Genomic DNA, 25,094 nt, shown 5'->3' with positions numbered 1-25,094 from the left:
CGGCGGCTCTAGCGCGCGCCGATCGCCTTGAATTTCCGAACCTGCTCCGTCAGCGCCCGCTCGACCGGCAGGCGCTCCATCGAGGAGGCGCCGTAGAAGCCGTGGCAATTGCGGGTCTGCTTCATGATGAAATCGGCATCCGCGGGATCCGCGATCGGACCGCCATGCGCGAGCACGATGATGTTGGAATTGACGCTGAGCGCGGCCTCGGCCCAGGCCTCGATGCGGGCGGGACAATCTTCGAGCTTCAGCGCAGTCTGGGCGCCGATCGTGCCGCCGGTGGTCAAACCCATATGGCAGACGATGATGTCGGCGCCAGCGATCGCCATCGCGGTCGCTTCCTGCTCGCTGAACACATAGGGCGTGGTCAGCATGTTCTTGTCATGCGCCTTCGCGATCATGTCGATCTCGAGCGCGTAGGACATGCCGGTTTCTTCGAGATTGGCGCGGAAGATGCCGTCGATCAGCCCGACGGTCGGGAAGTTCTGCACGCCGGCAAAGCCGAGCGCTTTCAGCTGGTCGAGGAACAGGTCCATGTCGCGGAACGGGTCGGTGCCGTTGACACCCGCGAGCACCGGCGTGTTGGTCACGACCGGCAGCACTTCGGCGGCCATCTCGACGACGATCGCGTTGGCGTCACCGTAGGGCATCAGTCCGGCGAGCGAGCCGCGGCCGGCCATGCGGTAGCGACCGGAATTGTAGATCACGATCAGGTCGACGCCGCCGGCCTCCTCGCATTTCGCTGACAGGCCGGTGCCGGCGCCGCCGCCGACGATCGGCTCGCCGCGTGCGATCATGGCGTGAAACTTCTTCAACAGCGCACCGCGTTCAAACCTGGGCATGGGTCACCTCGCCACTCTGCGCCGGCCACCGGCGCGTCCGAGCAGCGGACGGAACGCGCTGACGATGGCGGCGGTGAACTCGGGATCGTTGATGTTGCGCTTGACGCGGATGATCTGGCGGTTGCCGGTCTGGCGTACCGTGCGCTCCAGCGTGCGGAACAGCGCGGCGTCCGCATCCGGGTCCCAGAACGGCTGGCCGGGCGCGTCGAGCGCCGAGACGCCGCCCTCGGGCAGCAAGAAGCGCACCGGCCCGTCCATCTGGTTGAGGCGTTCGCCGATCCAGCGGCCCATCCGCTCGTTCTCTTCCGGCGTGGTCCGCATCAAGGTGACCTGCGGATTATGGACGTGGAACTTGCGCTGCCGGTAGCGCTCCGGGATGGTGTCCGTCGCGCCGAAGTTCACCATGTCCAGCGCGCCGACCGAGCCGACATACGGCACGCGGCTGCGGATGATGGCGCCGAAACGGTCCTCGGTGGCCGGGAACACGCCGCCCATCAGGAGGTCGCAGACCTCGGTCGTGGTGAGGTCGATCACGCCGGCGAGCTGGCCGGACTCGACCAGCTTCTCCATCGAGCGGCCGCCGACGCCGGTGGCGTGGAACACGAGACACTCGAAATCCTCGCGCAGGTCGGCCGCGATCTTCTGCACCGCCGGCGTGGTGACGCCGAACATGGTGATGCCGATCGCGGGCAGGCTGGCGCTCGTCTCGCGCTGCTTGCCGGCCTGGTCGTCGAGCCGTGCCTTGACCATGCCGACCAGCGCATGGGCGCCGTTGCCGAGCACGGCGCGCGAGATCGAGTTGAGGCCCTGCACGTCGGTGACCGAGTACATCATGGTGATGTCGGCGGGCCCGACATAGGGGCCGACGTCGCCGGATGCGACCGAGGAAATGATGAGCTTGGGCACGCCGACCGGCAGCGCCCGCATGCCGGGCGCGACCAGCGACGCGCCGCCCGAGCCGCCCGCGGAAATGATGCCGGCGATATTGCCCTGGCGCCGCAACCAGCGTTCGAACGCTTCCGCCATCGCCGTCACCGAAGCGCCGCGATCGGCGCCGAACACGCCCGAGCCGCCGCGACCGTGGTTCAGCGCGATCTCCTGCGCGGTGACGTCGCAGCTCGCTGCTCTTCCGCTGGTCGAGACATCGACCAGTCGGGTGCGCAGGCCGCTACCCGCGATGATATCGCGGATGAAGCGCAGCTCGGCGCCCTTGGTGTCGAGCGTGCCGACCACCAGCACGACAGGCGGCCCCGACATTCGGGATGCCGTCGGTTCGCGCCGCTGGCGGGTGGCCTCTTCGAGCCGGGTGACACCGGTGGACTGCGTCCGCGCGGCGGCTTCGATGCGGGCGATCGGCACCGGCTGCGACCAACGCGTCGGCGGCACCAGATTGGAAACATAGATGCGGAGCGGCCCCTTACGTTCCGGTTGCGGCGTGCCGGCAGCTTCGGCCTTCGCCGGAGCCGCTCCGGCGTCGGTCTCATCCGTGCCGTGGGTGCCGACGCCGAGCAGCCGCTGCTGCAGCTCGCGGTCGGTGGCGAGGCGGGCGGAATCGATGATGCGGTTGATCCGGCCATTGACCATGATGGCGACGTTGCGCGATACCGCCGTCGCCACGCCGATGTTCTGCTCGATGACCAGGACGGAGATGTCGCCTTCATCGCCGAGGCGCAGCAGCATATCTTCGACCTGTGCAACGATCACAGGCGCAAGCCCCTCGGTCGGCTCGTCCATGATCAGCAGATGCGGGTTGGTGAGCAGCGCGCGCGAGATCGCGAGCATCTGCTGCTCGCCGCCGGAGAGCTGGTTGCCGCCATTGTTCTTGCGCTCGGCGAGGCGCGGGAAGATGTCGTAGATGCGCTCGATGGTCCAGGCGCCGCGGCGCAGGCCGCCGGCGAGCGCAAGGTGTTCGTCGACGGTCAGCGAGCGCCACAGCCGCCGGCCCTGCGGCACATAGCCGACGCCGAGCCGGGCGATCCGCGCCGGATTGAGCCGCGCGACCTCCTCACCGCGAATCCGGATCGAGCCGCCGCTGGCGCGCACCAGTCCCATGATGGCCTTGCACAGCGTGGTCTTGCCCATGCCGTTGCGTCCGACCACCGAGAATACGCCGGTGTCGAGTGTGAGATCGACGCCCTGCAGCGCATGCGAATGGCCGTAATAGACGTCGAGGCCCTTCACCTCGAGCGCGGGCGCGGCGCGGCGGTCATTCATGGCCGCCTCCGAGGTAAAGCTCCTGCACCTCGGGATCGGATTCGATCTCGCGCGGCAGGCCTTCCTTGAAGATGCGGCCGTTGTGCATCATCGTCACGCTCTCGACGACGCGCAGCGCAACGTCCATATCGTGCTCGATGATGATGTAGCCGATATGTGCCGGCAGCGAGGTCAGGATCTCGATCAGCTCGCGCCGCTCGGTCGGCGACAGCCCCGCCGCCGGCTCGTCGAACAGGATGAAGCGCGGCGCGCCGGCCAGCGCCAGCGCGATCTCGAGCTGCCGCTGCTGGCCGTGCGCCAGCTCGGCGACGCGCTGGTCCTTCACGCCCGCGAGATGCACCGCCTGCACCAGCGTCTCGGTCGCGTGCATCAGCGCATCGTTCTGCCCGGGGCGCAGCAACGAGAACCGGCCGCGCGAGACACCGCGGCAGGCGAGGTAGACGTTGTCCTGCACCGTGAGGCCGGGGAATAGCGCCGAGATCTGGTAGGTGCGGCGCAGGCCGCGGCGGATGCGCTCATAGGGCGGGAACTGGGTGATGTCCTCGCCGAAGAAGCGGATCGTGCCGGAGGAGGGCGGGAAGTCGCCGGTGATGCAGTTGAACAGCGTGGTCTTGCCGGCGCCGTTGGAGCCGAGCACCGCACGGCGTTCGCCAGGCCGCACCGTGATGGTGACGTCGGTCAGCGCCGCCAGCGCGCCGAACAGCCGGGTCACGCCGCGCAGCTCCAGCGCCGCGCCGGCGCCGACGACGGACAGCCGCTGCGCGACGCTATCCATGGCGGCCTCCGCCTGAACCTCGTGTCGAGGAGGCGTTGCGGCGCCGCCAGCGTTCCCACAGCCCGATCACGCCGTCGGACGACCAGAACACGATGGCGAGGAAGCCGAGCCCGATCAGCAGCCGGAAGCGGTTGCCGTCGAGCCCGAACTTGATCAGCACGTCGAGCGCGAAGGTACGCAGCAGGACGAAGATCAGCGCGCCGATGAACGGGCCGATCGGCCGTGTGATGCCGCCGACAACGGCGATGATCAGCACGTCGATGCAGGCGCCGACGCTGACCGAGCCGGGCGAGATCTGCCGGTAGTTCCAGACCTGCAGCACGCCGCCGAGCGCCGCGATGAAGGCCGCGAAGGCGTAGGCCGCGATGCGGTGGGCATTGGGGTTGAAGCCGAGCGCCCCCATCCGGCGGGGATTGTCGCGGACGCCCTGCAGCGCGAGGCCGAACGGCGCGCGCGAGACATACTGGACGGCAAAGTAGGAGATCGCGGCGACGCCGAGCGTCACATAGTAGAAGGCGATGTCGCTGCGCCAGTCGACGCCCCAGAAATGCGGCGTCGCCACGGTGTTGATGCCGGTGTGGCCGTTGAAGATCGCCCAGTTCTGGTTGGTGAAATAGTAGAACGCAGCGCCGATCGCGAGCGTGATCATGATGGTGTAGATGCCCTCGGTGCGCACCGCGAGCGCGCCGCCGAGCGTGCCGAACAGCGTCGCCAGCGCCAGCGCCATCGGGGTTGCCAGCCACCACGGCCAGCCCAGGCTGATATTGGCGTTGCCGCTCACGCCGAACACCGCGACCATGTAGCCGGCGAAGCCCGCGATGGTGAGCTGCATCAGGCTGACCATGCCGCCATAGCCGGCGAGGAACATCAGGCTGAGGGCGATGACGCCGAGGATCAGCGTGGTGGCGAAGATCTCGATCAGGAAGAAGCCGTTGGCGATCAGCGGCATGATCACGAGGATCAGCGCGACCAGCCAGGCCACGGGATTCTGGAATTCCGGCCAGGTGCGGAGCAGGGCGCGGCGGGTCGCGTTGCCGGATCGGTCGGTGCGGAACTGGGTGCTCTGCAGCAATGACATCTCATCGCCTCGCGAGCAGGCCCTGCGGCCGCAGCGCCAGCACCAGCACCATGATCAGGAAGGTGACGACGATGGCGTAGGTCGGGATGTAGACCGAGCCGAGCTGCTCGGCGAGGCCGATGATGACGGCGCCGAGCGCGGCCCCCGGGATCGAGCCCATGCCGCCGACGATGACGACCACGAGGGAGGCGAGCAGGAAGCGGGTATCCTCGCCCGGCGACAGCGACTGGAAGGTGCCGCCGACCACGCCGGCGATGCCGGCGAGACCCGCGCCGAGCGCGAACACCAGCACGAACACCAGCTGGATCCGCACTCCGGTCGCGGCCAGGATGTCGCGGTCGTCGACCCCGGCGCGCACGATCATGCCGATCCGCGTCCGGTTCAGCGCCAGCCACATCGCGATCCCGATCACGACGGAGGCGGCGAAGATCACCAGCCGCACCAGCGGATATTGCAGATAGACCGGCTCGCCGGAGGATTTGATCGCGGTCAGCAGCGGCAGCTGCACCGGGCCGATCAGCCAGCTCGGGGTCTGGACCTGGTAGAAGTCGCCGCCGAACACCCACAGCATCAGATCGGCGAACACGATCGAGAGCCCGATCGTGACCATGGTCTGCCGGAGGTCCTGGCCCTCCATGCGGCGGAACACGGCAAGCTGCAGGATCACGCCGACCAGCGCCACCGCGATGAAGGCAATGATGAAGGCGAGAATCCACGATCCGGTCCAGCTGCTGATGGCGTAGCCGATATAGCCGCCGAACAGATAGAGCGAGCCGTGCGCGAGGTTGACGTTGCGCATCAGGCCGAAGATCAGCGTGAAGCCGCTGGCCACCAGGAAGTAGAGCCCACCGAGCGTGATGCCGTTCAGCACCGCATTGAGGAACACGCGCTTGCGCCCGATCGCGGCTTCAAGTCCCGGCGGCCAGATCGCGAACACCAACCACGCCAGCACCGCGACCGCGATTATCACGATCAGCGCCCAGGCCGGATGGCGTTCGATGAACCTGGCCATGTCAGTCGCGTTCCCTCAGTCGGTCGCGACCGTCTGGCGGGCCGCGTGTCCTTGCATCCTACCGAGGGCAAAAGCGGAGGATTTGATCGAGAGTATCTTTTATCGTCCGGTGCGGAACTCGCTCACGGCCGCAACACCTTGGCGGCGCGGCGATAGTCGGTCGGGGCCATGCCGACATTGGCGGCGAAGAAGCGAGTGAAACCGCTCTGCGAGGAGAAGCCGAGATCGAAGCCGATATCGGCGATCGGCGCTTCGGTCGCGACCAGCGCGTCGAGCGCCTGCTCCATGATCAGCGTGTTCATGTAGAGGTGAGGGGTGACGCCGGTTTGGGTCCGGAACAGCCGATAGAAATGCGGTCGCGACAGCCCGGCCTCGCGCGCGATCGCGTCGAGCTCGATCTCGGCGCCGGGGCTTTCGGACATCAGCCTGATCGATTTACGGACGCGGAAATCGGTCACCGCGGCGGCGGCGGGGGCGCCATCGGCCGCCTGCCAGCTCTCCTCGTAGCAGGAGTCGATCAGCTGCCGGAGCTCGCAATCGAGGCTGCGTAGCGATGGCGCGCCGCACACCAGTGCTGCGGTGCGGCGGATCAATCGGTCGAGCGCCTCGGTGCGCGGAAAGAAGGTGCGGCCGAAGCGCAGGCCCTGCACATTGGCAGGCTGCGGCGTGAACCATTCGGCGTTGACATAGAGCACGAAGAAGATCGCGCCGTGGTCCATGTCGGTCGGCAGGAAATTGTGCGGTTCCCACGGATTGACCGCAACCACGGTGTCGTCCTTGAGCAGCAGGCGCTGCTCCGAGACGTCGATCTGCGCCGGCGTCCCGCCGACATGAAAGATCAGGTGCCCTTCGCGGTGCGCGTGCACGTTGAAGGGGCGGTTCAGCTGATAGACCGTCGCGCGACCGAACCGGCCGTGGAAGACGGCAAGCGCCCTGCTCATGCCTCCCCTCCCGCGGGATGTTCTTGTCTTTTCGACAAGCGTTCATCATCCGCCCGCGGAAAGCAAGGGCGAGCAGGGCCTTCGATGCAACTGCGCGCCTGCGTCACGGCTGGCTTGCTCGCACCTGCAACAAATACGTCAGTACTTCTTGCACTCCGGAACCGTGCGGCTCGGCAGGCCGATCTTGGCGAAAACAGCCGGATCGTAGCCCAGCGTCTGGTTGACGTTCGGGATCACCTTCACGACCTTGGAGAACAGCGCGCCCTTGCCGTCGTCGACCACCTCGGTGACGAAATTGGTGCCGATCGCCTGGCGGTTGGCATCGAGCTTGATCTTGCCGTTCGGTGCGTCGATCTCGATCTTGGCCAGCGCGTCCTTCAGCTTGGCCTGGTTGTTGGAGAGATCGCCATTGACCTGCCGCAGCGCCAGGATCAGCGCCATGGTCGAGCCGTAATAGTTGGTGGCGAGCAGCGACGGACTCGGGAAGCGTTTGCTCTCCGGGAACGAGTCCTGATAGGCCTTCACGAACTTCTGCCAGCCCGGATCCTCCCAGGTATCGGCCTGGCCGCTCGCGGCGATGGTGCCGACCAGCGCGTTCTTGGCGCTGCCCTTCGACGACAGGATGGTCTGATCGATCATGATCGAGCCGCCCATCAGATGCGCCTTGCCGCCGGCCTGCTGGTACTGGTTGAGGAAGTTGACCGCGTCGGCGCCGCCGAGGCCGAGATAGATCGCATCGACATCGTCGGGCAGCGCGGCGATGACGGAGGCGAAGTCCTTGGTGCCGAGCGGCACCCATTGCCGGTTGGTGACCTGGCCGCCGGCGCCGCAGAATTCCAGCACCAGGCCGAACACCTGCGTGTAGATGAAGGAGTAATCCTCGCCGACGGTCGCGATCTTGCGATAGCCCTTGGTCTCATAGGCGTATTTGCCGAGGCCGACCTGCCACTGCGCACCGTCCATGTTGTAGCGGAAGAAGTTCGGCGCCGGATCGACATAGGTCGTCTCCTGCGCGCCGGAAGCGGCATTGACGAAGGTCAGCTCCGGATGGGTCTTGGCAAAATTCTTCACCGCGATGCCTTCGTCGCCGGACAGCGGCGACAGCAGGATCTGCACCTTGTCCTGCTCGATCAGCTTGCGCACCGCGCGCACCGCGGAGTCCGGCGTCGCGTCGGTCGAGGCGACGACGAATTCGAGCTCCTTGTCGCCGATCTTCTTGCCGAGCACGTTGAGCGCGGTCTGGAAGCCGCGCATGCCGTCCTCGCCGAGCACGGTATAGGTGCCTTCGAGCGTTGCGGTGACGCCGACCTTGATCTTCTCCTGGGCGAACGCCGTGCCTGAAAGCAACAGGCTGCTCAACGCAATCAGTCCCAAACTGCCCTTCAACATCGTTCTCCTCCCTCTGTGTTGTCGCCGGCGTCCATCTGGCCTGACGGAGATGGGCGTCCGGTTGTTGGCGGCAAAGCTAGCCGACAGGAGGCGCGGCGCGGATGTCGTCGCGGCGGGGTGGCTTAACGGGCAGTCTCATTTTGATTGTTGCGCCGCAACGAGCTTCGCGGCGCAATGTCGCGGAGTTTTGTTCGGTGTCGTCTTGTTCGATGTCATCACCCGCGAAAGCGAAAGCGGTGATCCAGTATTCCAGAGGCCGTAGTGCTTGAGCTGAGAGGCCGCGGCGTACTGGATCGCCCGGCTCTTGAGCCGGGCGATGACAGCTGCGGCGTCGACACACTTCGCGCTCTCGCAACTCAGAGGGACGGGCGCTCACGCCAGCCCCAATCCACCATTGTCACTTCGTCGTGTAGCCGCCGTTGACCAGAATTGTCTGGCCGGTCATCCACCAGCCCTCCGACACCAGCAAGCGAATCCAGGGCACGATATCCTTGATGTCGGTGAGGCCGGTTTTCGAGAAGCCGGACAGCGCCGCTGCCGATTTGTGATAGGCGACCGCGTCGGCGCCTTCGGCCGGATAGAAGAACGGCGTGTCCATCGGGCCGGGGCCGATCGCAGTGACCGAGATGCCGCGTGCGCCGAATTCTTTCGAGGCCGCGCGGGTGAAATGCTCGACCGGCGCCTTGGTGCCGGCATAGGCAGCGTAGAACGGCGTGTAGGCGCCGAGCAGCGACGTTACCAGCGTGCAGATTTTGCCGTTGTCGTTCACGTGACGGCCGGCTTCCTTGAGGAAGAAGAATGCAGACTTGGCGTTGACCGCGCTCATCGCGTCGTATTCCGCCTCCGAGATCTCGACCATCGGCTTCTTCAACACCTTGCCGACGGTGTTGATTGCGATGTCGGGACGGCCGATCGCGGCGACGGCGTCAGTGAACAGCTTCTCCATCGCGCCCGCTGTCGTGAGGTTGGCCTGCAAGGCGACCGCGTTGGCGCCGGCAGCCTTGATCGCGGTGACGGTCGCGTCGGCATCGGCCTTGGTTGCAGCGCTGTTGTAATGGATCGCGATCGCCTTCGCGCCGTGGGCCGCGAGATCGCGCGCGATCAGGCCGCCGAGATTCTTGGCGCCGCCGGCGATGATGACGGTCTTGTCCTTGATGCTGTGGTCGGTCATGACGTCGCTTCTCCAGATCGTGCGGCCACGCCCTACGGCCGCTTTCTGGAGGCAACGATATCGTCTAGGATTTGCCGATAAAGCCGTGCATTCTGACGTCACTTGTCAGAAATGGCGAACAATCGGGGCCCGATCTTGGACCGCATCGATCTCTTCCGCATCTTCGCCCGCGTCGTCGAATGCGCGAGCTTTACCCGGGCGGCGGACACGCTGGGGCTGCCGCGCTCGTCGGTCTCGTCAGCCGTCGCGGCGCTGGAGCAGCGCGTCGGCGCCCGGCTGCTGCATCGCACGACACGAAAAGTGTCACCGACGCATGATGGCGCGGCGTTCTACGAACGGTGCCTGCGCGTCGTTGCCGACGTCGAGGAAGCTGAGACCCTGTTCCTCCATACCGCCGCCGAACCGTCGGGCCGGCTCAGGGTCGACGTGCCCGGGCGGATCGGCCGCCTGATCATCGCGCCGGCGCTGCCGGCCTTCCTCGATCGCTATCCGCAGATCGACATCGATCTCGGCGTCACCGATCGCGCCATCAATCTGATCGAGGACTCCGCCGATTGCGTGGTGCGCGTCGGCCCGCTCGGTGATTCCGGTCTGATCGCGCGGCCACTCGGCAACCTCACGCTGATCAACGTCGCGAGCGCGAGATATCTCGCGCGCCACGGCACGCCGCAGACGCCGGATGATCTCGGCGCGCATTGGGCGGTCAACTACGCCTCGCCATCCACCGGACGGATCGAGGAGTGGGAATGGCGCGAGCAGGGCGCGGCACGCAGCATCGCAATGCGCGGTCGCGTCACCGTCAACAGCGCGGAGGCCTATATCGCGTGCTGCATTGCCGGCCTCGGCCTGATCCAGATTCCCGCCTACGACGTGAAGCGGCACCTCGATGCCGGCGAGCTCGTCGAGGTGATGCCGCAGCACCGCGCCATGCCGATGCCGATGACCTTGCTCTATCCGCACCGCCAGCATCTGTCGCGGCGGCTGCAGGTGTTTGCCGATTGGCTGACGGCACTGTTGAAGGAGAAGTTGCTTGTCGCCGGCTAGAGCTTTTGCGTGGTGCCGGCCTGGCGGCCGCGGCGCGTCATCGCCTGTTGTTGGCGGCGCGGCTCGCGGCAGTCCTTGTCGCGCGCTTCACCTCGACCTTGGGTTGAACGTATCGAGATAATTGATCTCCATTTCAGTTGTCTCCATTCGGCTTGCAACGGGCTTACCCGGTGCAACGTGTTCGATGAACCCGACATGGTCAGGCACATTGCTCGGTAAAATGCAAAGATTGATCTCGAGCAATACTTTCAGTGCTCCACGTACCGCCCGCTTGGTGGTCGGCGGCGTCAGAACTTCTGCGTGATGCCGGCATAGACGCCGCGGCGCGGGCCGTATTGCGCGGCGAAGACGCCGATGCCGGAGCCGTCGCGGATCTGGTAGACGGTGTCGAACAGGTTGACGACGTCGAGGCGCAGCGTTGTCGGCTTGTTCGGCGCGACGATGTTGAAGTCGTGCGAGACGCCGACGTTGACCTGCGAATAGGGCGGCACCGTGCCGGTGTTGGCAAAGCCGTCGCGCAGGCCTGAGCCGTAGATCAGCGACGCGCTGAACTTGGTGTCGTGCCATTGATACCAGCCGCCCACCGATGCGGTCACCGCCTGGGCATGATCGGTGTTGACGTAGTTGTTGGCGATGTAGGCCAGTTTGTCCGGATCAAACAGATACTGGTTCGACACGACGTTGGTGGCGACCTGCCTGGCGATGGCGACATTGCCGTAGAGATGCAGATTGTCGTGGTCGTATCTCGCCGTCAACTCGACGCCTTCATTGGTGCCTTTCGCATAGTTGAAGGCGGTCAGCACATAGGCCTGGCCGAACTGGCCGTCGTCGAGCAGGTCGGTCGCGATCTTGTAATAGGCGTCCATGCCGACTTCGAGGCCGGGGATCGCATAGACCTTTTGTGTGACACCGATATCAAACACATGCGAGCGCTCCGGCAGCACGGGATCATTGGTTGATGTCGCCGGCTGCGCCGTCGTGTTCTGCACCAGCGAGAGGTTGGTCGGCGCCGCCAGCACCTGCTCGGGCGGCGTGAAGTTGCGCGCATAGCCGGCATGGAAGGTCGTGCCCTCGATAGGCTTCCAGGTCAGGCTGACCCGGGGGCTGAGCTGGTTGGCGTCGACATATTGCCACATCTGGTCGAAGCGCAGGCCGGCATTGAGCGTCAGCTGGTTGGTGACCTTCCATTCGTCGGCGATGTAGGTGGAGAACAAATATCCGGTCTTGGCGTTGGAATCGAACACGGAGAATGGTGCGTCGATCGGGTTGCCGGCATCGTCGAGCGGCAGCACGGTCGAACCATTATTGACCAGCGAGCGCTCGGCGCTGAACGACATGCCGAACTTCAGCGTGTGCGCGAAGCCCAGCCTGTAGGACGTGTCTTCCTGGATTCCGTTGACAAAGCTCTGACGATACACGTCCGAAGCTACCCCGTTGAACAGGAGATCGCCGACCGGATCCGGCGTGAAGTGCAACTGGCTGTAGCGGTTGAAATAGGCGACCTGGTAGTCGAAGCCGTCGCCCGACTTCTGATAGGCCACGACGTTGAACTGGTTGAACTCGCGCTGCCGCTCGTTGAGCAGCGCGGAATCGAAGTTGGAGACGCCGTAGGCGGTGAAGGCCGGCGGCTGGCCGGGATTGTTCGGGATCTGGTAGTTGCCGTTGGAGACGCCGCCGATATAGGTCAGCCGGCTGGTCGGATCGATCGCCGTCGAGACATAGGCAAAGCCTTTCTCCTGATCGGTGCGGTCGTGGATCGCGTTATAGGCCGGCGTCGGGTTCTCGATGCCGACATTGCTGCCGAAATAGCGGCCCGAGATGTAGTACTGGGTTTGTCCGACCGTGCCGCCATAGTCGACGCTGGTGGTGAAGTTGCCATGGCTGCCGCCATAGACGCTGATGCTGCCGGAGTTGTTGAAGGCATCTGGCTTGGTCTGGATGTCGAGCACGCCGGCGGTGCGCAACCCGTACTGCGCCGGCAACGCGCCGGTGATCAGCGCCATGCTGCCGACGATTCCGGTGTCGATGATCTGGCCGAAGGCGCCAACGCCGTCCGGCAGCATGATCCCGTTGATGCGGTATTGCAGGTTGGCGTGCTCGTTGCGCACATGCAGTTCGCCGCTGGCGGCCGAATCCTGCGAGACTCCGGGCGCCTGCAGCAGCGCCTTGTCTAGCGTGGTGTTGGTTCCCTGCGGCAAGGACTGCAGGAACTGCTGGCTCATCTGGTAGGTGTTGGCGCCGGTCGGCGCCAGCAGGGTGGCGCGAGCCTGGTCGAGCCGCGTATTCTGGCTCGCGACGGCTCGGGCTTGAGCCTGCTCGGGAGATTCCGGGGTTGCCGAGACCGCGCCGGTTCGTCGCGCACGGTGATTGGTTCCGGTCGCAACGCGCGTCTTCGGCTTCTTCGGCCCTGACGGCGTGGCGTGGCCTTGCGGCGCCGTCACCGTGATGTCCGGAAGGGTGCTGGTCGGCGCCGTTGTCTGCGCGAATGCGGCGCCGCCATGCATCCCGCAGAACAGAAGCGAAGCCGCGCCGGCGGCGTGTCGTCGGATGTTTCCTGACATATTGGTTCCCGATCTCATGAGGCGGCCATCCGGATCCTTCGAACAGGACGCGGTCGAGCCCGCCGTCGCTGCACGACGGCCAGATTCCCATCGATCAAACGGCAGCCGAGCTAACGGCCGCGTTCGAAGCTCAGTTGTGCTGGGGTGTCAGGAGATCGGAGGCGCGCGCGGCTGATGCTGCAGCCGGCCGATGTCGACCGGCGCCGCATAATTGTCGACGTGCCAAGCGAGCAGCGCTGCGGCATCCGGCAGCTGCAGCGGAGGCAGTGCCGGCGCCGGCATCGCCGAGTTGACCATCGCCACGACGGCGCAGATGGCGCAAAGGTCCGCGGCCTGGTCGGAATCCGGATTCGAGCGCCGCTCGTCGCGCGAGGCGTTCTCGACATGCGCCGCCAGCGAGCTGACGGCGGCCTCGATCGAAGTTTGCGATCGCTGCGCCGATGCGCTGGTCGCCGCCCGCGCCGGCGCAATGGCATGAAAATGCCCGAACGACAGCACGAACTGGATCGACAGCGCCAACAGCGCCAGCCGAGCCCCGTGTCTGATGTTCGAGCGAAACCACTTCATGACGACGCCATTCCGCGTCGAGGGTCACAGGACCGACGGACGGCGCGTGCGACGCGGTGTCGCACATTTTCCAAAACGTGCCAGCCTGTCAATCCGCATTGCTGGGCAGTGCGATCGATTTCCGGGCGATCGGACGAATTTGCAACATCGCGATGGCGCCGGGGACACCGGTCCACGGCTGCGCTCTCATGTGATCTAGTCGAAGTGTGAGGTGATCGTCAGGTTCACGATCATGACCGAAGTGCGTGCCCGGCATCGGCCTTTGACCGTCACAGCGATGACAAAGCGATCGACATCGACGTTCCCGCGACCAGGCCGGACAAGCGATTTCCTGGTCGTGCGGCCCCGCTGGTATTGCCGGCGCCCGGAGGGTATAGTTCGGGCGGATGTGGCGGTCAGGTGGGATGTCCTTCGCAAACAAGATCGGTCTCGCAATCGCAATGTTGCTGCTCTGCCTGAGCGGCCAGCAGGCCAATGCGCAGGCCGGACCCGTGCGCTACTGGACCCCGGGCTCGCTGTTCGGCTTCGGCGGCAGCCTGGCCGATGGCCAGAAGGCCGACACTTACGGCAATTTTCCGAGCTTTGACGCCGCCGCTGCGCAGGGCGCCGACTTCTCCTATCTGAACGGCCGGCCGGACGGCTGGTTCGTCGGCGGCGAAGGCGGCCGCGTCGGCTGGAACGGGCTCGGCCAATCCGCCGCATTCGGCGGGCTCGAATATCAGGGCGCGCAGGTCGGCTACAATTTCAAGGGCGTCGGCAATACGCCGGTGACGTTCTTCGCCGGCTTCGACTCGCTGAAATACAATCCCCCCGGTGCCGGCGGGCCGCTGGCGCCGTTCAGCGGCAATCAAGGTGTCAACGCCGGCTATTCGGCGCGTGCAGGCATCGAGTTCCGCCCGAGCTCGAATGTCAGCCTGTCGTTCGGAGCGAGCTTCACCCAGCAAGGGGCGGAGCGCATGGACAGCGACATTCATTCGCAGCTATTGCCCGGCCAGTCCCCGGTTCTGTTCGGCGGCCGCTAGCGCTTCAGCGCAAGACTGCGGCGCCGCGGTCCTGATTCAACCAACCAGCACCAAGAAGGCCCGAGCTCACGGGCACAGTCAGGATCGAAACATGGACATGCAAGGCAAGATCGCACTCGTCACCGCCGCGGCGTCGGGCGCCGGCCGCGCCGGCGCGCTCATCCTCGCGCGCGAGGGCGCGGCGGTTGCGGTGGTCGACCAGAACGAGGCCGGCGCGAAGGCGGTGGTCGACGAGATCAAAAGAGGCGGCGGGCGCGCGCTGGCGCTGGCCGGCGATCTGCGCGACGACAAGTTTTCGCGTGACATCGTCGCGGCGACCGTCAAGGAATTCGGCGGGCTCGACTGCGTGTGGAACCATCTCGGCATTCCCGGACCGTCCGTGATCGACGATCTGGAGGGCTGGGATCTCAGCGTCGATCTCAACCTGCGCTCGCAGCTGATCACCACCAATGCTGCGCTCGCGCAGATGACGGCGCGGCGCAAGGGCAGCATCCTGTTCACCGCGTCGACCTCGGGCCTGGTCGGCTCGCCGTGGAGCCCGACCTATTCGGCGGCCAAGGCCGGCGTCATCGGCCTGGCGCGGGCGCTCGCCAAGCGCCACGCCAAGGACGGCGTGCGCGTCAATGCGATCTGTCCCGGTGCGATCGACACGCCGATGCTGCGGGTGTTCGTCAACCGGCCCGACCAGCCGGGCCACAATACGGCCGATGCCGAGGAACTGATCAAGGCCGCGGTCACCCGCAACCCGATGGGCCGCGCCGCGCGTCCCGAGGAGATCGCGGAGGTCGCGGTGTTCCTCCTGTCGGACAAGGCGTCGTTCGTCACCGGCATCGCGATGCCGGTCGACGGCGGGACGGTGGCGTAGCGACGCGCGTCCGTTCTTTGGCATGCTCTCCTAAAACTTCGCCCTGATGCCGGCGTAGGCGGCGAGTGGCATGCCGGGCACGAAGGTGCGTGGATCGCTCAGCTGCGCCATCAGGTTGGGGAGACCTCCGGCACTGGTGAAACCGCCGGTCTGGAAGAACGTGCCGCTCAGATAGTAATGCTGGTTGAACACATTGTTGATCAGGCCGAACACCTCGATGTTCTTCGTGATCTGGTATGACGTGTGCAGATTGACGACCGAGTAGGCCGGCACCTTCGGGCTCTGGTTGGTGTCGTCACGGATCAGCCACTGGCTGCCGACGACGTTGACATCGGCGCCGACCTTCCACGCATCGGTGACGTTGTAGTCGACGCCGGCCTTGAAACGATGTGCGGGAATGCCCGGGATGTGGTCACCCGGACTGACGTTGACGAATTCCGCGCCGGCATCGTTGGTCAGGGCATTCGGATTGTTCGGCGAGAACAGCGTGATCGCGCTCCGATAGGTCGCGTCGACATAGGTGTAGTTGGCATAGGCGTTCCAGCGATCGAGACGATAGTCGAGCTTGGCCTCGATGCCCTGCCGCAGGGTCTGCCCGGCGTTCTGGAAGAAGCCGAAATTGTTGACGCCGAGCGGGCTCGCGACCCGGATGATGTCGTCGTCGGACAAGGTGTGGAACACGCCGAGGCCCCAGCTCAGCACACCCGTCTTCGCATCGCGCCCCCAGCCGCCGCGGAGGCCCGCTTCCACGGTGTGCGACACCACCTGCTTCAGCGGCGGATCGGCCACCAGGAAGCTGTCGATCATGCAGGGATGGTTGGGATCGGAGCAGCCGAGTTCCAGCGGCGTCGGCGCACGGTTAGCTTCCGAATAGCCGGCATAGGCGGTGAGGTTCGGCGTGATCTTGAAGGTGCCGCCGATCACCGGGTTGAAGCGCTGGAAGCGGTTGCTGCTGTTGAGCAGGTCGTTGGTGCCGGTCTGGTCCTTCAGATCGATCTGGGCGTAATTGAAGCGCCCGCCGGCGGTCACCGAGAATCTGTTGGTCACGTCGAACGTATCGGTGAGATAGACGCCGGTGTAGGTGTTGGTGGCGCGCAGATCGACCGGGCTGAGGCCTGCGTCGGGCTGGTTGATGAAGACACCGGTGCCGGTCACGAACAGGTTGTTCGGGGCGACCGTTCCGAGTTCGCTGGTCGCCGTGAATTTCGTGTTGCCGTGATCGACGCTAACGCCCATCACGACGTGGTTGTCGTGCCCGAACAGCTGGTCCGAGTTGGTCAACTGGGCTGTGCCGCCGTAGCTGTTAGTCGCGGTCTGGTTGCGGTCCACTTCGCCAAGGAACGCATTGCCCAGCGTGTTCGGAGTCGGCGGGCCGTCCGCTGGACCAAAGATCGGAAGGCCATCGCCGATGCACAAGGTGGTGGGATCGTCGCACGGCTGGACGTTGGTGCCGTTGCCGTCGACATGAGACTGCCGAAAGCCACGGAAGTAGGCGTTGCCCTGGAACGACCAGGTGTCCGAGAAATTGTGACTCAAGGTGGCGTTGACGAAAGCGAGCTGAAGCAGCGTCGATTGCGGCCAGGTGTAGACGCTGGACCAGCGCTGATTGAGCATCTCGACCGGCGTCGCCGCGACGTTGCCGAGCAGATTGCTGGCGCCGGTGAAATTGACGTGAAATTCGGTCTGGTCGTTGCGCGCGCCGACGTCGACATACATCCGGTTGATGTGAGACTGGTTGGCGTAGTCGCGCCAGCCGCGATCATAGGCGGATTCGAATGCCGCGTAGGCGGAGATGTTGTCCCTCTGGCCGCCGGCCTGCACGCTGCCCTGCACACGCCCGTAGGAGCCGCCGAACAGTTCAGCCTCGGAGCCTTGGTAGGTGAAGCCGTTCTTCATCTGGATGCTGAGCGCGCCGCCGATCGCGTTGAGACCGTACACGGGATTGTTGGGAACCAGCGAAACACGGTCGATGGCCTTCTCCGGGATGAAATCCCAGTTGACCACGTCGCCCCAGGATTCGTTGATGCGCACGCCGTTCTGGTAGATCGCGATGCCCTGTGGCGTGCCCTGGACCGGCGAAGCAACGAAGCCGCGGTAGTCGAGATTGCGCTGGAACGGATTGCCGGTCTCGTCCGTGAGCGTGACGCCGGGCAGCTTGCGGTTCACCGAGTCCAGGAAATTGGTCGAGTAGTTGCGGCTGAAATCGTCTGATGTCAGCACCTCGGTGTTCGACGGCACCTTGTCGCGATCGATCAGGCTCGCGTCGCGCTCGGAGGGGCCGGGGACGCCGGTGCCGCCCTCAGGCGCCGCCGCGGTTTGCGCCGGCGCGGCCCGCGTTCGCGCGGTTCGTGAGGTCTGCACCACCGGCTTGGCGGCGGGCTTGATGCTGCGCGTGCCCGACAACGGCGAGGGAGCAATCACGGTGACCGGTGGCAGCTCGGCGGGAGCGGGGGTCTGGGCGTACACGGCGGTCAGCGGCGCAGCAGCTCCGATGGCGGTGAGCACGGCCACGGCGCTGCGCGTGTGGACCGAAGAAGACAGAAACCGCGTTGCCGCACGCAACAACGTATCAGCCATGACGCCCACCCCTTGCCGCGGTTCGTCATTGTCCCCAACGAACCGTTCGCATTCGAGACTGCTGGAGCGATGCCGGCTTGGCAAACAAGATGTGTCCCGGCGGCGCGGGATTCTTTTCCATGGATGATCGGGAAAAATTCCCGATCAGATTCGAGGCGGTAGACGCATTCCAGCAACAGTTGCTCCATCGCATGAATTTTCCTTGCGATACCAACGCGTTGACGGCGTGTCGACGATCGACGTCGGAGCTGCAATCGAGGCGGTCGTGCTGGTGAGCGAGGCGCCGGGCTCCCCTCGCGCGATCAAGTCATGTCCCTGCGCGTCGATTGTATCGACGCCGCAATGCGCATAAGTGTCGCCTGTCCCCGACGTGGCATCCGCCTGTAAATGTCGTTCCAGACTTCAATCCCTAACCGCTGTCCTGAGAACTGATGCGAGTCCTGATCGTCGACGATCATCCGATCGTCATCGCGGCTTGCCAGGCTTTGCTGGCTGACGAGGCCGAAATGACCGTCATGGCCGCCGCGGATGCGGCAAGCGGCCTGGCGTCATTCGCCGCCGATGCCCCGGAGGTCTGTGTCCTCGACATCAATCTGCCGTCGGTGTCTGGCCTCGAGCTCGCGCAGCAGATTCTCGGGAAGGATGCCGAAGCCCGTATCGTCATCTTCAGCATCAATGACGATCCGGTCTTCGTCGCGCGCGCCGTCGACATCGGTGTCAAGGGCTACGTGTCCAAGTCCGGAGATCCCAACGACCTGGTCATTGCCATCCGCGAAGTCGGAAGCGGAGGCACGTTCCTGCCGTCCCGAAGTCGCCGGAATGCGGCATTGATAGACCCGCCGGTTGCGGCCAACCGGCTCGCGCAGATCAGTCCTCGGGAAGCCAGCATCCTTCGTCAGCTCGCGACCGGACGCAGCCTGGCCGAGATCGCGAAACTGATCGGCGTTTCCTACGGCACCGTCGCGAACGACACGGCGATCATGCGACACAAGCTCGGCGTTCGCTCGACAAAGGAATTGGTTCGGCTGGCGGCGGAAATCTCCGCAAAGCTACCGCGCTGAATGAACATGCTGCCGCTCGACAGGCTTCCGAAATTTCGACGGATCGATGCGAACCCGATCAGTCCGAAAAATAGCCCCGCTCTCATAGCTGAGGCGGGGCTAAAGGTTCATTGGGATAAAATCCAGCGCACTGCGCGGGAAGTAGCAAATCGGATCGTACCGTCACGATTGTTTTGATCAACGAGATTGTATCTCGCAGTTTTCGGGAATTATTCCCGATCTGTTTTGGAAAAAATCGAATCTCGCGGCGTCGTGCCTGCGCAAATCATTCGCTTTGCGTGTCGCATCATGCATCGAACTTGAAGTCGCAAAAATGCGCGTCTACGCTCGCGGCAGATCCGTTAGAGATCGCTGGAGGGAAACACATGAAGCGTTTGCTGTCGTTCGAGACTACGCACTGCATTGCAGATCGGAGAAGCCCATCTCCGCGATCGGCCCTCGCGACGATCGCTCTCGCCTCGGTCCTTGGTCTTGCGGTTTTCTGCGGTGCTTCGGCACAGGACGCAACTCCCGACCGCATCAAGGCCGTCACGTCGAAAGTCGACAGCGATTTCATCAAGGCGAATGCGGCGACATCGAAGGATTGGCCGACGATCGGTCTCGATTACGCAGAGACGCGGTTCAGCAAGCTCAACCAGATCAATGCCGGAAACGTGAAGGACCTCGGGCTGGTCTGGAGCTACAATCTCGAATCGTCGCGCGGCGTCGAGGCGACGCCCGTCGTGGTCGACGGCATCATGTATCAGACGGCGTCATGGAGCCTGGTTCACGCGATCGATGCACGCAGCGGCAAGAAGCTCTGGTCGTTCGACCCGGGCGTCGACCGCTCGAAGGGCTACAAGGGTTGCTGCGATGTGGTCAATCGCGGCGTCGCCGTCTACAAGGGCAAGGTGTTCGTTGCCGCCTATGATGGACGCCTGATCGCGCTCGATGCCGCCACCGGCCAGAAGGTCTGGGAAAAGGACACGTTGATCGATCACGATCACTCCTACACCATCACTGGCGCACCGCGCGCCTTCAACGGCAAGGTGGTGATCGGGCAGGGCGGCGCCGAATACGGCGCGCGCGGTTACATCACGGCCTATGACACCGAGACCGGCAACCAGCTCTGGCGCTGGTTCACCGTGCCTGGCGATCCCTCGAAGCCGTTCGAGGACGCCTCGATGGAAGCCGCGGCCAAGACCTGGGACCCGGCCGGCAAATACTGGCTCAATGGCGGCGGCGGCACGCCGTGGGACACCATCACCTACGATCCCGAGCTGAACATGGTCTATGTCGGCACCGGCAACGGCGCGCCGTGGAATCGCAAGATCCGCAGCCCCTCCGGCGGCGACAATCTCTACCTCGCCTCGCTCGTGGCGCTGAATGCCGATACCGGCAAATACATCTGGCACTACCAGGAGACGCCCGGCGACAATTGGGACTACACCTCGACCCAGCCGATGATCCTGGCCGACCTCACGATCGAGGGCGCGCCGCGCAAGGTGATTCTCCATGCGCCGAAGAACGGCTTCTTCTTCGTCGTCGACCGCACCAACGGCAAGTTCATCTCGGCGAAGAATTTCGTCGATGTGAACTGGGCGACCGGCTACGACGCCAATGGACGGCCAATCGAAGTGCCGGCCGCGCGTGGCGATGCGCCCTATGACGCCGTGCCCGGGCCGTATGGTGCCCACAACTGGCATCCGATGTCGTTCAATCCGCAGACCGGCCTCGTCTACCTGCCCGCGCAGAACGTGCCGGTCAATCTGACGCCGGAAAAGTCGTTTGCACAGAATGCCGCGACGCCGGGCAAGTTCGGCGGCACGACCGGCTGGAACGTCGGCTTCGTGCTCAACGGCGAGCCGCCGAAGGCGCCCGCGTTCGGCAAGTTGATCGCGTGGGATCCGGTCAAGCAGAAGGAAGCCTGGAAGGTCGATTATGTGTCGCCGTGGAATGGAGGCACGCTGACCACTGCCGGCAATCTGGTGTTCCAGGGCACCGCCGACGGACGTTTCGTGGCGTACGATGCGACCAGCGGAAAGACGCTGTGGGAGACGCCGACCGGCACCGGCGTGGTCGCCGCGGCATCGACCTACACGATCGACGGCCAGCAATATGTCTCGATCGCGGTCGGCTGGGGCGGCGTGTTCGGCATCGCTACGCGCGCGACCGAGTACCAGAATCCCGGCACGGTCTACACCTTCGCGCTCAACGGCAAGGCCAAGATGCCGGAGTTCGTGAAGTATCAGACCGAAGGCCTGCTGCAGGGCGTGAAGTACGATCCGAAGGACGTGCCCGAAGGCACCGCGCTCTATGTTGCCGCCTGCGCCACCTGTCATGGCGTTCCCGGCGTCGATCGCGGCGGCAATGTCAGAAATCTCGGCTATGTCCCTGCCGAGGAAATCGCCAACCTGAAGGACATCGTCTTCGCCGGGCCGTTCCGCGACCGCGGCATGCCGGATTTCACCGGCAAGCTGACCGAAGCTGACGTGGTGAAGATTCAGGCCTTCATCCAGGGGACCGCGGACGCGATCCGGCCGAAGAGCAAATAGCATGACCTAAACGGATCATGTCGCAAGGAGCACGCACAGCTTGTTTGTGTGCCGTCGGCCTCAGCGCTTCCCTGCGCTGAGGCCGTTGTTTTGACTGCGCTCGCGCGAATTGAAGCGGTCCGTCAGGCTCGTGCCCAACCGGCGCGTATCGGTCTCCCGAGGACCGGCAGCGGATCAGTCCTTGAACTCACAGCCGAGGCGCTGCAGGGCCTCATCGACCCAGCGGCGGTCGCTGGTGCCGGCAAGGATCTGCTGGATGGCCTTTTCCTCGGTGGCCTTCTTGGCCTCGGTCAGCTTGCAGATGGCCTCGGCGTCGTCATGGGGCACGCAGAGCACGCCGTCATCGTCGGCCACGATGAGATCGCCGGGCTCGACGATCATGCCGTCGATCGCAACAGCGCAATTGATCTCGCCCGGCCCGTCCTTGTAGGGCCCGCGATGGGCGACGCCGGCAGCGAAGACCGGGAACGATCCTGCGCGGATCGCGCCGGCATCGCGGATCGAGCCGTCGATCACGAAGCCCGCCACGCCCTTCTTCTCCGCCAGCGTCGACATGATCTCGCCGATGATGGCGTTGACCAGCACGCCGCCGGCGTCGACCACGATCACATCGCCGGGCTGGGCGAGGTCGATCGCCTTGTGCACCATCAGATTGTCGCCGGGGCGGGTCTTGACCGTCAGCGCCGGGCCGCCGAGCCAGCCGCCTGCATGCATCGGCCGCAGCCGGTTGGTGCCCGCGATGCGCGACATCACATCGCTGATATTGGCGACCGGCAGGGTGCGGTAGCGCGTGACGAGATCAGGCGAGACCTTCCGTTTCGCCTTGTGAATTGCAAATCCTATGGCCATCGGTTTCTCCGGTGTGTTGGCGGCGCAGTCGCTCAGTGCGCGCGGCGGTCGAGATGGGCGTTGAGGCGAGGATAGACGCGGCGGGCATTGCCTTCAAAGATCTTGGCCTTGTCCTCGGCGCTGAGCGGCAACGCATCGATATAGCGGCGGGTGTCGTCGAAGTGATGCCCTGTCTCGGGATCGATGCCGCGGACCGCACCGACCATCTCCGATGCGAACAGGATGTTCTCGACCGGGATCACCCGGGTCAACAGCTCGATGCCGGGCAAATGGTAGACGCAGGTGTCGAAGAACACGTTCTTCAGCAGATGCTCCGACAGCGGCGGCAGCTTCATGTCCTGTGCGAGGCCGCGGTAGCGGCCCCAGTGATAGGGCACCGCGCCGCCGCCGTGCGGGATGATGAAGCGCAAGGTCGGGAAGCGCTTGAACAGGTCCGAGGTCAGGAACTGCATGAAGGCGGTGGTGTCGCCGTTGAGGTAATGCGCGCCGGTGCCGTGGAAGCAGGGATTGCAGGACGAGGAGACATGGACCATCGCGGGCACGTCGAGCTCGACCATCTTCTCGTACAGCGGGTACCACCACTCATCTGTCAGCGGCGGATCGCACCAATAGCCGCCGGCGGGATCGGGGTTGAGGTTGCAGCCGACGAAGCCGAGTTGCGTGACGCAACGCTCGAGCTCCTCGATGCAGTTCTTGGGCGCCACTCCAGGGCTCTGCGGCAACTGGCAGACCGGGACGAAGTTTTGTGGAAACAGCGTGCAGACCCGATGCACGAGGTCGTTGCAGATCGTGGTCCATTCCCGGCTGGTCGCTTCCTTGCCGACATGATGCGCCATGCCGGCGGCGCGCGGCGAGAAGATGGTGACGTCGGTGCCGCGCTCCTTCTGCAAGCGAAGCTGCGCGCCCTCGACGCTGGTGCGGATCTCGTCATCGGTGATGCCGAGATTGGTGGTGAGCGGCCGGCGCGACCTGTCGGCAAGGCCGGCGAGCTGCTTGTCGCGGAAGATCTGCAGCTTGGCCGGCTCGGTGGTGTAGTGGCCGTGACAATCGATGATCATGGTGGCTTCCTTGTGCAGTTGTCAGTGGGTGACGGATGACGGGATCGCGCCCGCAAGCTCCGTCTCGCGCGGTTTGACGCGCATGGTGGCGGCGATGGCGGAGGCGACGAGCAGGAAGCCGGCGATGCCGACCAGCGCCCAGGAGAAGCTTCCGGTGGAGTCCTTGATCAGGCCGATGCACCAGGGGCCGATCAGGCCGCCGAACTGCGCCAGCGTGTTGACCATGGCGATCGAGGCGGCGCCGGCCGCGCCGGTCAAGAGCGAGGCGTTGATGCTCCAGAACAGCGGATTGCCGGCGTTCAGGCTGAAGCCGACGATGCAAAGGAACACGAAGGCCAGCACCGGGCTCGCGACATAGGCGCTGCCGAGCATCGCGATTGCGGCGAGCAGATAGACGGCCGCGAGATGAAACTTGCGATCGCCTGTCCTGTCGGAGCTGCGGCTGACCACGATGGTGCCGATGACGCCGAGCAGCGGCGGGATCGCTGAGAGGAAGCCGACCTCGATGTTGCTGAGATCGCCCATGCCCTTGATGATCTGCGGCAGCCACAGCAACAGGCCGTAGATGCCGACCAGCGCGCAGCCGAACAGCGCCGCCAGCAGCCAGACCCTGATATCGAGCACGCATTCGATCAACCTGTGCTGCCCCTGCTGTTCGATCTCGGCCCGTTCGGCGGCGAGCTCGCCCTCCAACCAGGCGGCCTGCTGTTGGGTCAGCCAGCTCGCCTTGGCCGGGCGGTCGGTCAGATAATAGAGCGTGAACAGGCCGAGCAGAATGGTCGGCACGCCCTCGGCGATGAACATCCATTGCCAGCCGTGCAGCCCAGCGGCGCCATCGAGGAAGGTCATGATGCTGGTCGAGATCGGCCCGCCCAAGACCGCCGAGAACGAGCCGGCGATGATGTATCCGGCGACGGCGCGGGCGCGGTAGCGCGACGGGAACCAGTAGGTGAGATAGAGCACCACGCCCGGCATGAAGCCGGCTTCCGCGATGCCGAGGCCGAACCGCATCACATAAAGGCTCAGTGGATTCCAGACGAAGGCGGTCAGCGTCGCGACGAGGCCCCAGGTGATCAGAATCCGCGCGAGCCAGACCCGCGCGCCCAGCCAGTGCAGCATCAAATTGCTCGGCACTTCGAGCACCATGTAGCCGAGGAAGAAGATGCTGGCGGCAAAGCCGAAGATCGCGGGGCTGAGGCCGAGATACCTGTTCATCGTCAGCCCGGCATAGCCGAGATTGATACGGTCGAGATAGTTGAAGAACATCATCACGAACAGGATCGGGATCAGCCGCAAGTAGACGCGACGGATGGTTTGGGTCTCCAATTCACTCGTAGCCGGTTGGGCCATCGAAATCCTCCCTTGTTGTTTTTGGCACCGGTGACTCGAACCTGGCGGAGCGCCTGTTATTTGCGGCGATTTCGCATGGCTGACCGGCTGCGCGCGTTGCCCCTTGTTATCCCTTGGAGCATCCGCGTTTTGGCGCCAAGATCAGGAAACGGTCCTGGGAGGTCAAATACCGCTTTGACCCGTC

At 64.8% G+C, this 25,094-nt stretch carries 19 protein-coding genes; 5 read left to right on the top strand and 14 right to left on the bottom strand.

Annotated features, from left to right (window positions below):
• Window positions 1-8 precede the first annotated feature (8 nt).
• From ACTUWL_RS09040 to ACTUWL_RS09005, 8 genes are all read right to left on the bottom strand, one after another.
• The gene (locus tag ACTUWL_RS09040; RefSeq protein WP_021075864.1) at window positions 9-842 is read right to left on the bottom strand and encodes a phosphoenolpyruvate hydrolase family protein; all 834 of its coding nucleotides are present in this window, start codon (window positions 840-842) and stop codon (window positions 9-11) included.
• A gap of 3 nt (window positions 843-845) precedes the next feature.
• Entirely contained in the window at window positions 846-3,056 is a 2,211-nt protein-coding gene (locus ACTUWL_RS09035) for an ABC transporter permease (protein WP_021075865.1), read from the bottom strand.
• Complete coding sequence (locus ACTUWL_RS09030) at window positions 3,049-3,831, bottom strand: ABC transporter ATP-binding protein (RefSeq protein ID WP_021075866.1); 783 nt, start codon at window positions 3,829-3,831, stop codon at window positions 3,049-3,051. The genes ACTUWL_RS09035 and ACTUWL_RS09030 overlap by 8 nt, the downstream gene beginning before the upstream one ends.
• Window positions 3,824-4,909, bottom strand: a complete 1,086-nt coding sequence (locus ACTUWL_RS09025; RefSeq protein ID WP_021075867.1) for a branched-chain amino acid ABC transporter permease — start codon at window positions 4,907-4,909, stop codon at window positions 3,824-3,826. The genes ACTUWL_RS09030 and ACTUWL_RS09025 overlap by 8 nt, the downstream gene beginning before the upstream one ends.
• 1 nt (window position 4,910) lies before the next feature.
• Window positions 4,911-5,921 carry a branched-chain amino acid ABC transporter permease gene (locus tag ACTUWL_RS09020; protein WP_021075868.1) on the bottom strand — a complete coding sequence of 337 codons (1,011 nt, stop codon included), beginning with the start codon at window positions 5,919-5,921 and terminating at the stop codon, window positions 4,911-4,913.
• A 122-nt stretch (window positions 5,922-6,043) separates the two neighbouring features.
• Window positions 6,044-6,862, bottom strand: coding sequence for a helix-turn-helix transcriptional regulator (locus ACTUWL_RS09015; protein WP_021075869.1), 819 nt, complete (start codon window positions 6,860-6,862; stop codon window positions 6,044-6,046).
• Window positions 6,863-7,000: 138 nt separating this feature from the next.
• The gene (locus tag ACTUWL_RS09010; protein WP_021075870.1) at window positions 7,001-8,251 is read right to left on the bottom strand and encodes an ABC transporter substrate-binding protein; all 1,251 of its coding nucleotides are present in this window, start codon (window positions 8,249-8,251) and stop codon (window positions 7,001-7,003) included.
• A gap of 397 nt (window positions 8,252-8,648) precedes the next feature.
• Entirely contained in the window at window positions 8,649-9,422 is a 774-nt protein-coding gene (locus ACTUWL_RS09005; RefSeq protein ID WP_021075871.1) for an SDR family oxidoreductase, read from the bottom strand.
• 135 nt (window positions 9,423-9,557) lie between these two features.
• On the opposite strand from ACTUWL_RS09005, the gene ACTUWL_RS09000 reads away from it, so the two are divergent.
• Window positions 9,558-10,466 carry a LysR family transcriptional regulator gene (locus tag ACTUWL_RS09000; protein ID WP_035649494.1) on the top strand — a complete coding sequence of 303 codons (909 nt, stop codon included), beginning with the start codon at window positions 9,558-9,560 and terminating at the stop codon, window positions 10,464-10,466.
• Window positions 10,467-10,753: 287 nt separating this feature from the next.
• Here ACTUWL_RS09000 and ACTUWL_RS08995 read toward each other — a convergent pair whose 3' ends face one another.
• The gene (locus tag ACTUWL_RS08995) at window positions 10,754-13,027 is read right to left on the bottom strand and encodes a TonB-dependent receptor (RefSeq protein ID WP_035649332.1); all 2,274 of its coding nucleotides are present in this window, start codon (window positions 13,025-13,027) and stop codon (window positions 10,754-10,756) included.
• A 147-nt stretch (window positions 13,028-13,174) separates the two neighbouring features.
• The gene (locus ACTUWL_RS08990) at window positions 13,175-13,594 is read right to left on the bottom strand and encodes a DUF2946 family protein (RefSeq protein WP_021075874.1); all 420 of its coding nucleotides are present in this window, start codon (window positions 13,592-13,594) and stop codon (window positions 13,175-13,177) included.
• A gap of 404 nt (window positions 13,595-13,998) precedes the next feature.
• On the opposite strand from ACTUWL_RS08990, the gene ACTUWL_RS08985 reads away from it, so the two are divergent.
• Both ACTUWL_RS08985 and ACTUWL_RS08980 read left to right on the top strand, forming a co-directional pair.
• Window positions 13,999-14,616, top strand: coding sequence for a hypothetical protein (locus tag ACTUWL_RS08985; protein WP_021075875.1), 618 nt, complete (start codon window positions 13,999-14,001; stop codon window positions 14,614-14,616).
• Between the two features lie 91 nt (window positions 14,617-14,707).
• Window positions 14,708-15,481 (top strand): SDR family NAD(P)-dependent oxidoreductase, encoded by a 774-nt coding sequence (locus ACTUWL_RS08980; RefSeq protein ID WP_021075876.1) that lies wholly within the window; start codon window positions 14,708-14,710, stop codon window positions 15,479-15,481.
• 30 nt (window positions 15,482-15,511) lie between these two features.
• On the opposite strand, the gene ACTUWL_RS08975 is transcribed toward ACTUWL_RS08980, so the two are convergent.
• The gene (locus ACTUWL_RS08975; protein WP_035649497.1) at window positions 15,512-17,698 is read right to left on the bottom strand and encodes a TonB-dependent receptor domain-containing protein; all 2,187 of its coding nucleotides are present in this window, start codon (window positions 17,696-17,698) and stop codon (window positions 15,512-15,514) included.
• Window positions 17,699-18,489: 791 nt separating this feature from the next.
• Here ACTUWL_RS08975 and ACTUWL_RS08970 point away from each other — a divergent pair.
• Entirely contained in the window at window positions 18,490-19,119 is a 630-nt protein-coding gene (locus ACTUWL_RS08970) for a response regulator transcription factor (protein WP_021075878.1), read from the top strand.
• Window positions 19,120-19,484: 365 nt separating this feature from the next.
• Window positions 19,485-21,653, top strand: coding sequence for a PQQ-dependent dehydrogenase, methanol/ethanol family (locus tag ACTUWL_RS08965; RefSeq protein WP_021075879.1), 2,169 nt, complete (start codon window positions 19,485-19,487; stop codon window positions 21,651-21,653).
• A gap of 174 nt (window positions 21,654-21,827) precedes the next feature.
• On the opposite strand, the gene ACTUWL_RS08960 is transcribed toward ACTUWL_RS08965, so the two are convergent.
• Genes ACTUWL_RS08960 through ACTUWL_RS08950 form a run of 3 tightly spaced genes read right to left on the bottom strand, consistent with a single transcriptional unit; the run spans window position 21,828 to window position 24,910 of the window.
• The gene (locus tag ACTUWL_RS08960) at window positions 21,828-22,502 is read right to left on the bottom strand and encodes an RraA family protein (protein ID WP_021075880.1); all 675 of its coding nucleotides are present in this window, start codon (window positions 22,500-22,502) and stop codon (window positions 21,828-21,830) included.
• A 32-nt stretch (window positions 22,503-22,534) separates the two neighbouring features.
• Entirely contained in the window at window positions 22,535-23,560 is a 1,026-nt protein-coding gene (locus ACTUWL_RS08955) for an amidohydrolase family protein (RefSeq protein WP_021075881.1), read from the bottom strand.
• 21 nt (window positions 23,561-23,581) lie between these two features.
• Window positions 23,582-24,910 carry an MFS transporter gene (locus ACTUWL_RS08950; RefSeq protein WP_021075882.1) on the bottom strand — a complete coding sequence of 443 codons (1,329 nt, stop codon included), beginning with the start codon at window positions 24,908-24,910 and terminating at the stop codon, window positions 23,582-23,584.
• Window positions 24,911-25,094 lie beyond the last annotated feature (184 nt).

The organism is Bradyrhizobium sp. WCU1 (assembly GCF_053474805.1).
The sequence above is the reverse complement of the archived record's forward strand: the minus strand, read 5'-3'. Positions and strand labels throughout refer to the sequence as shown.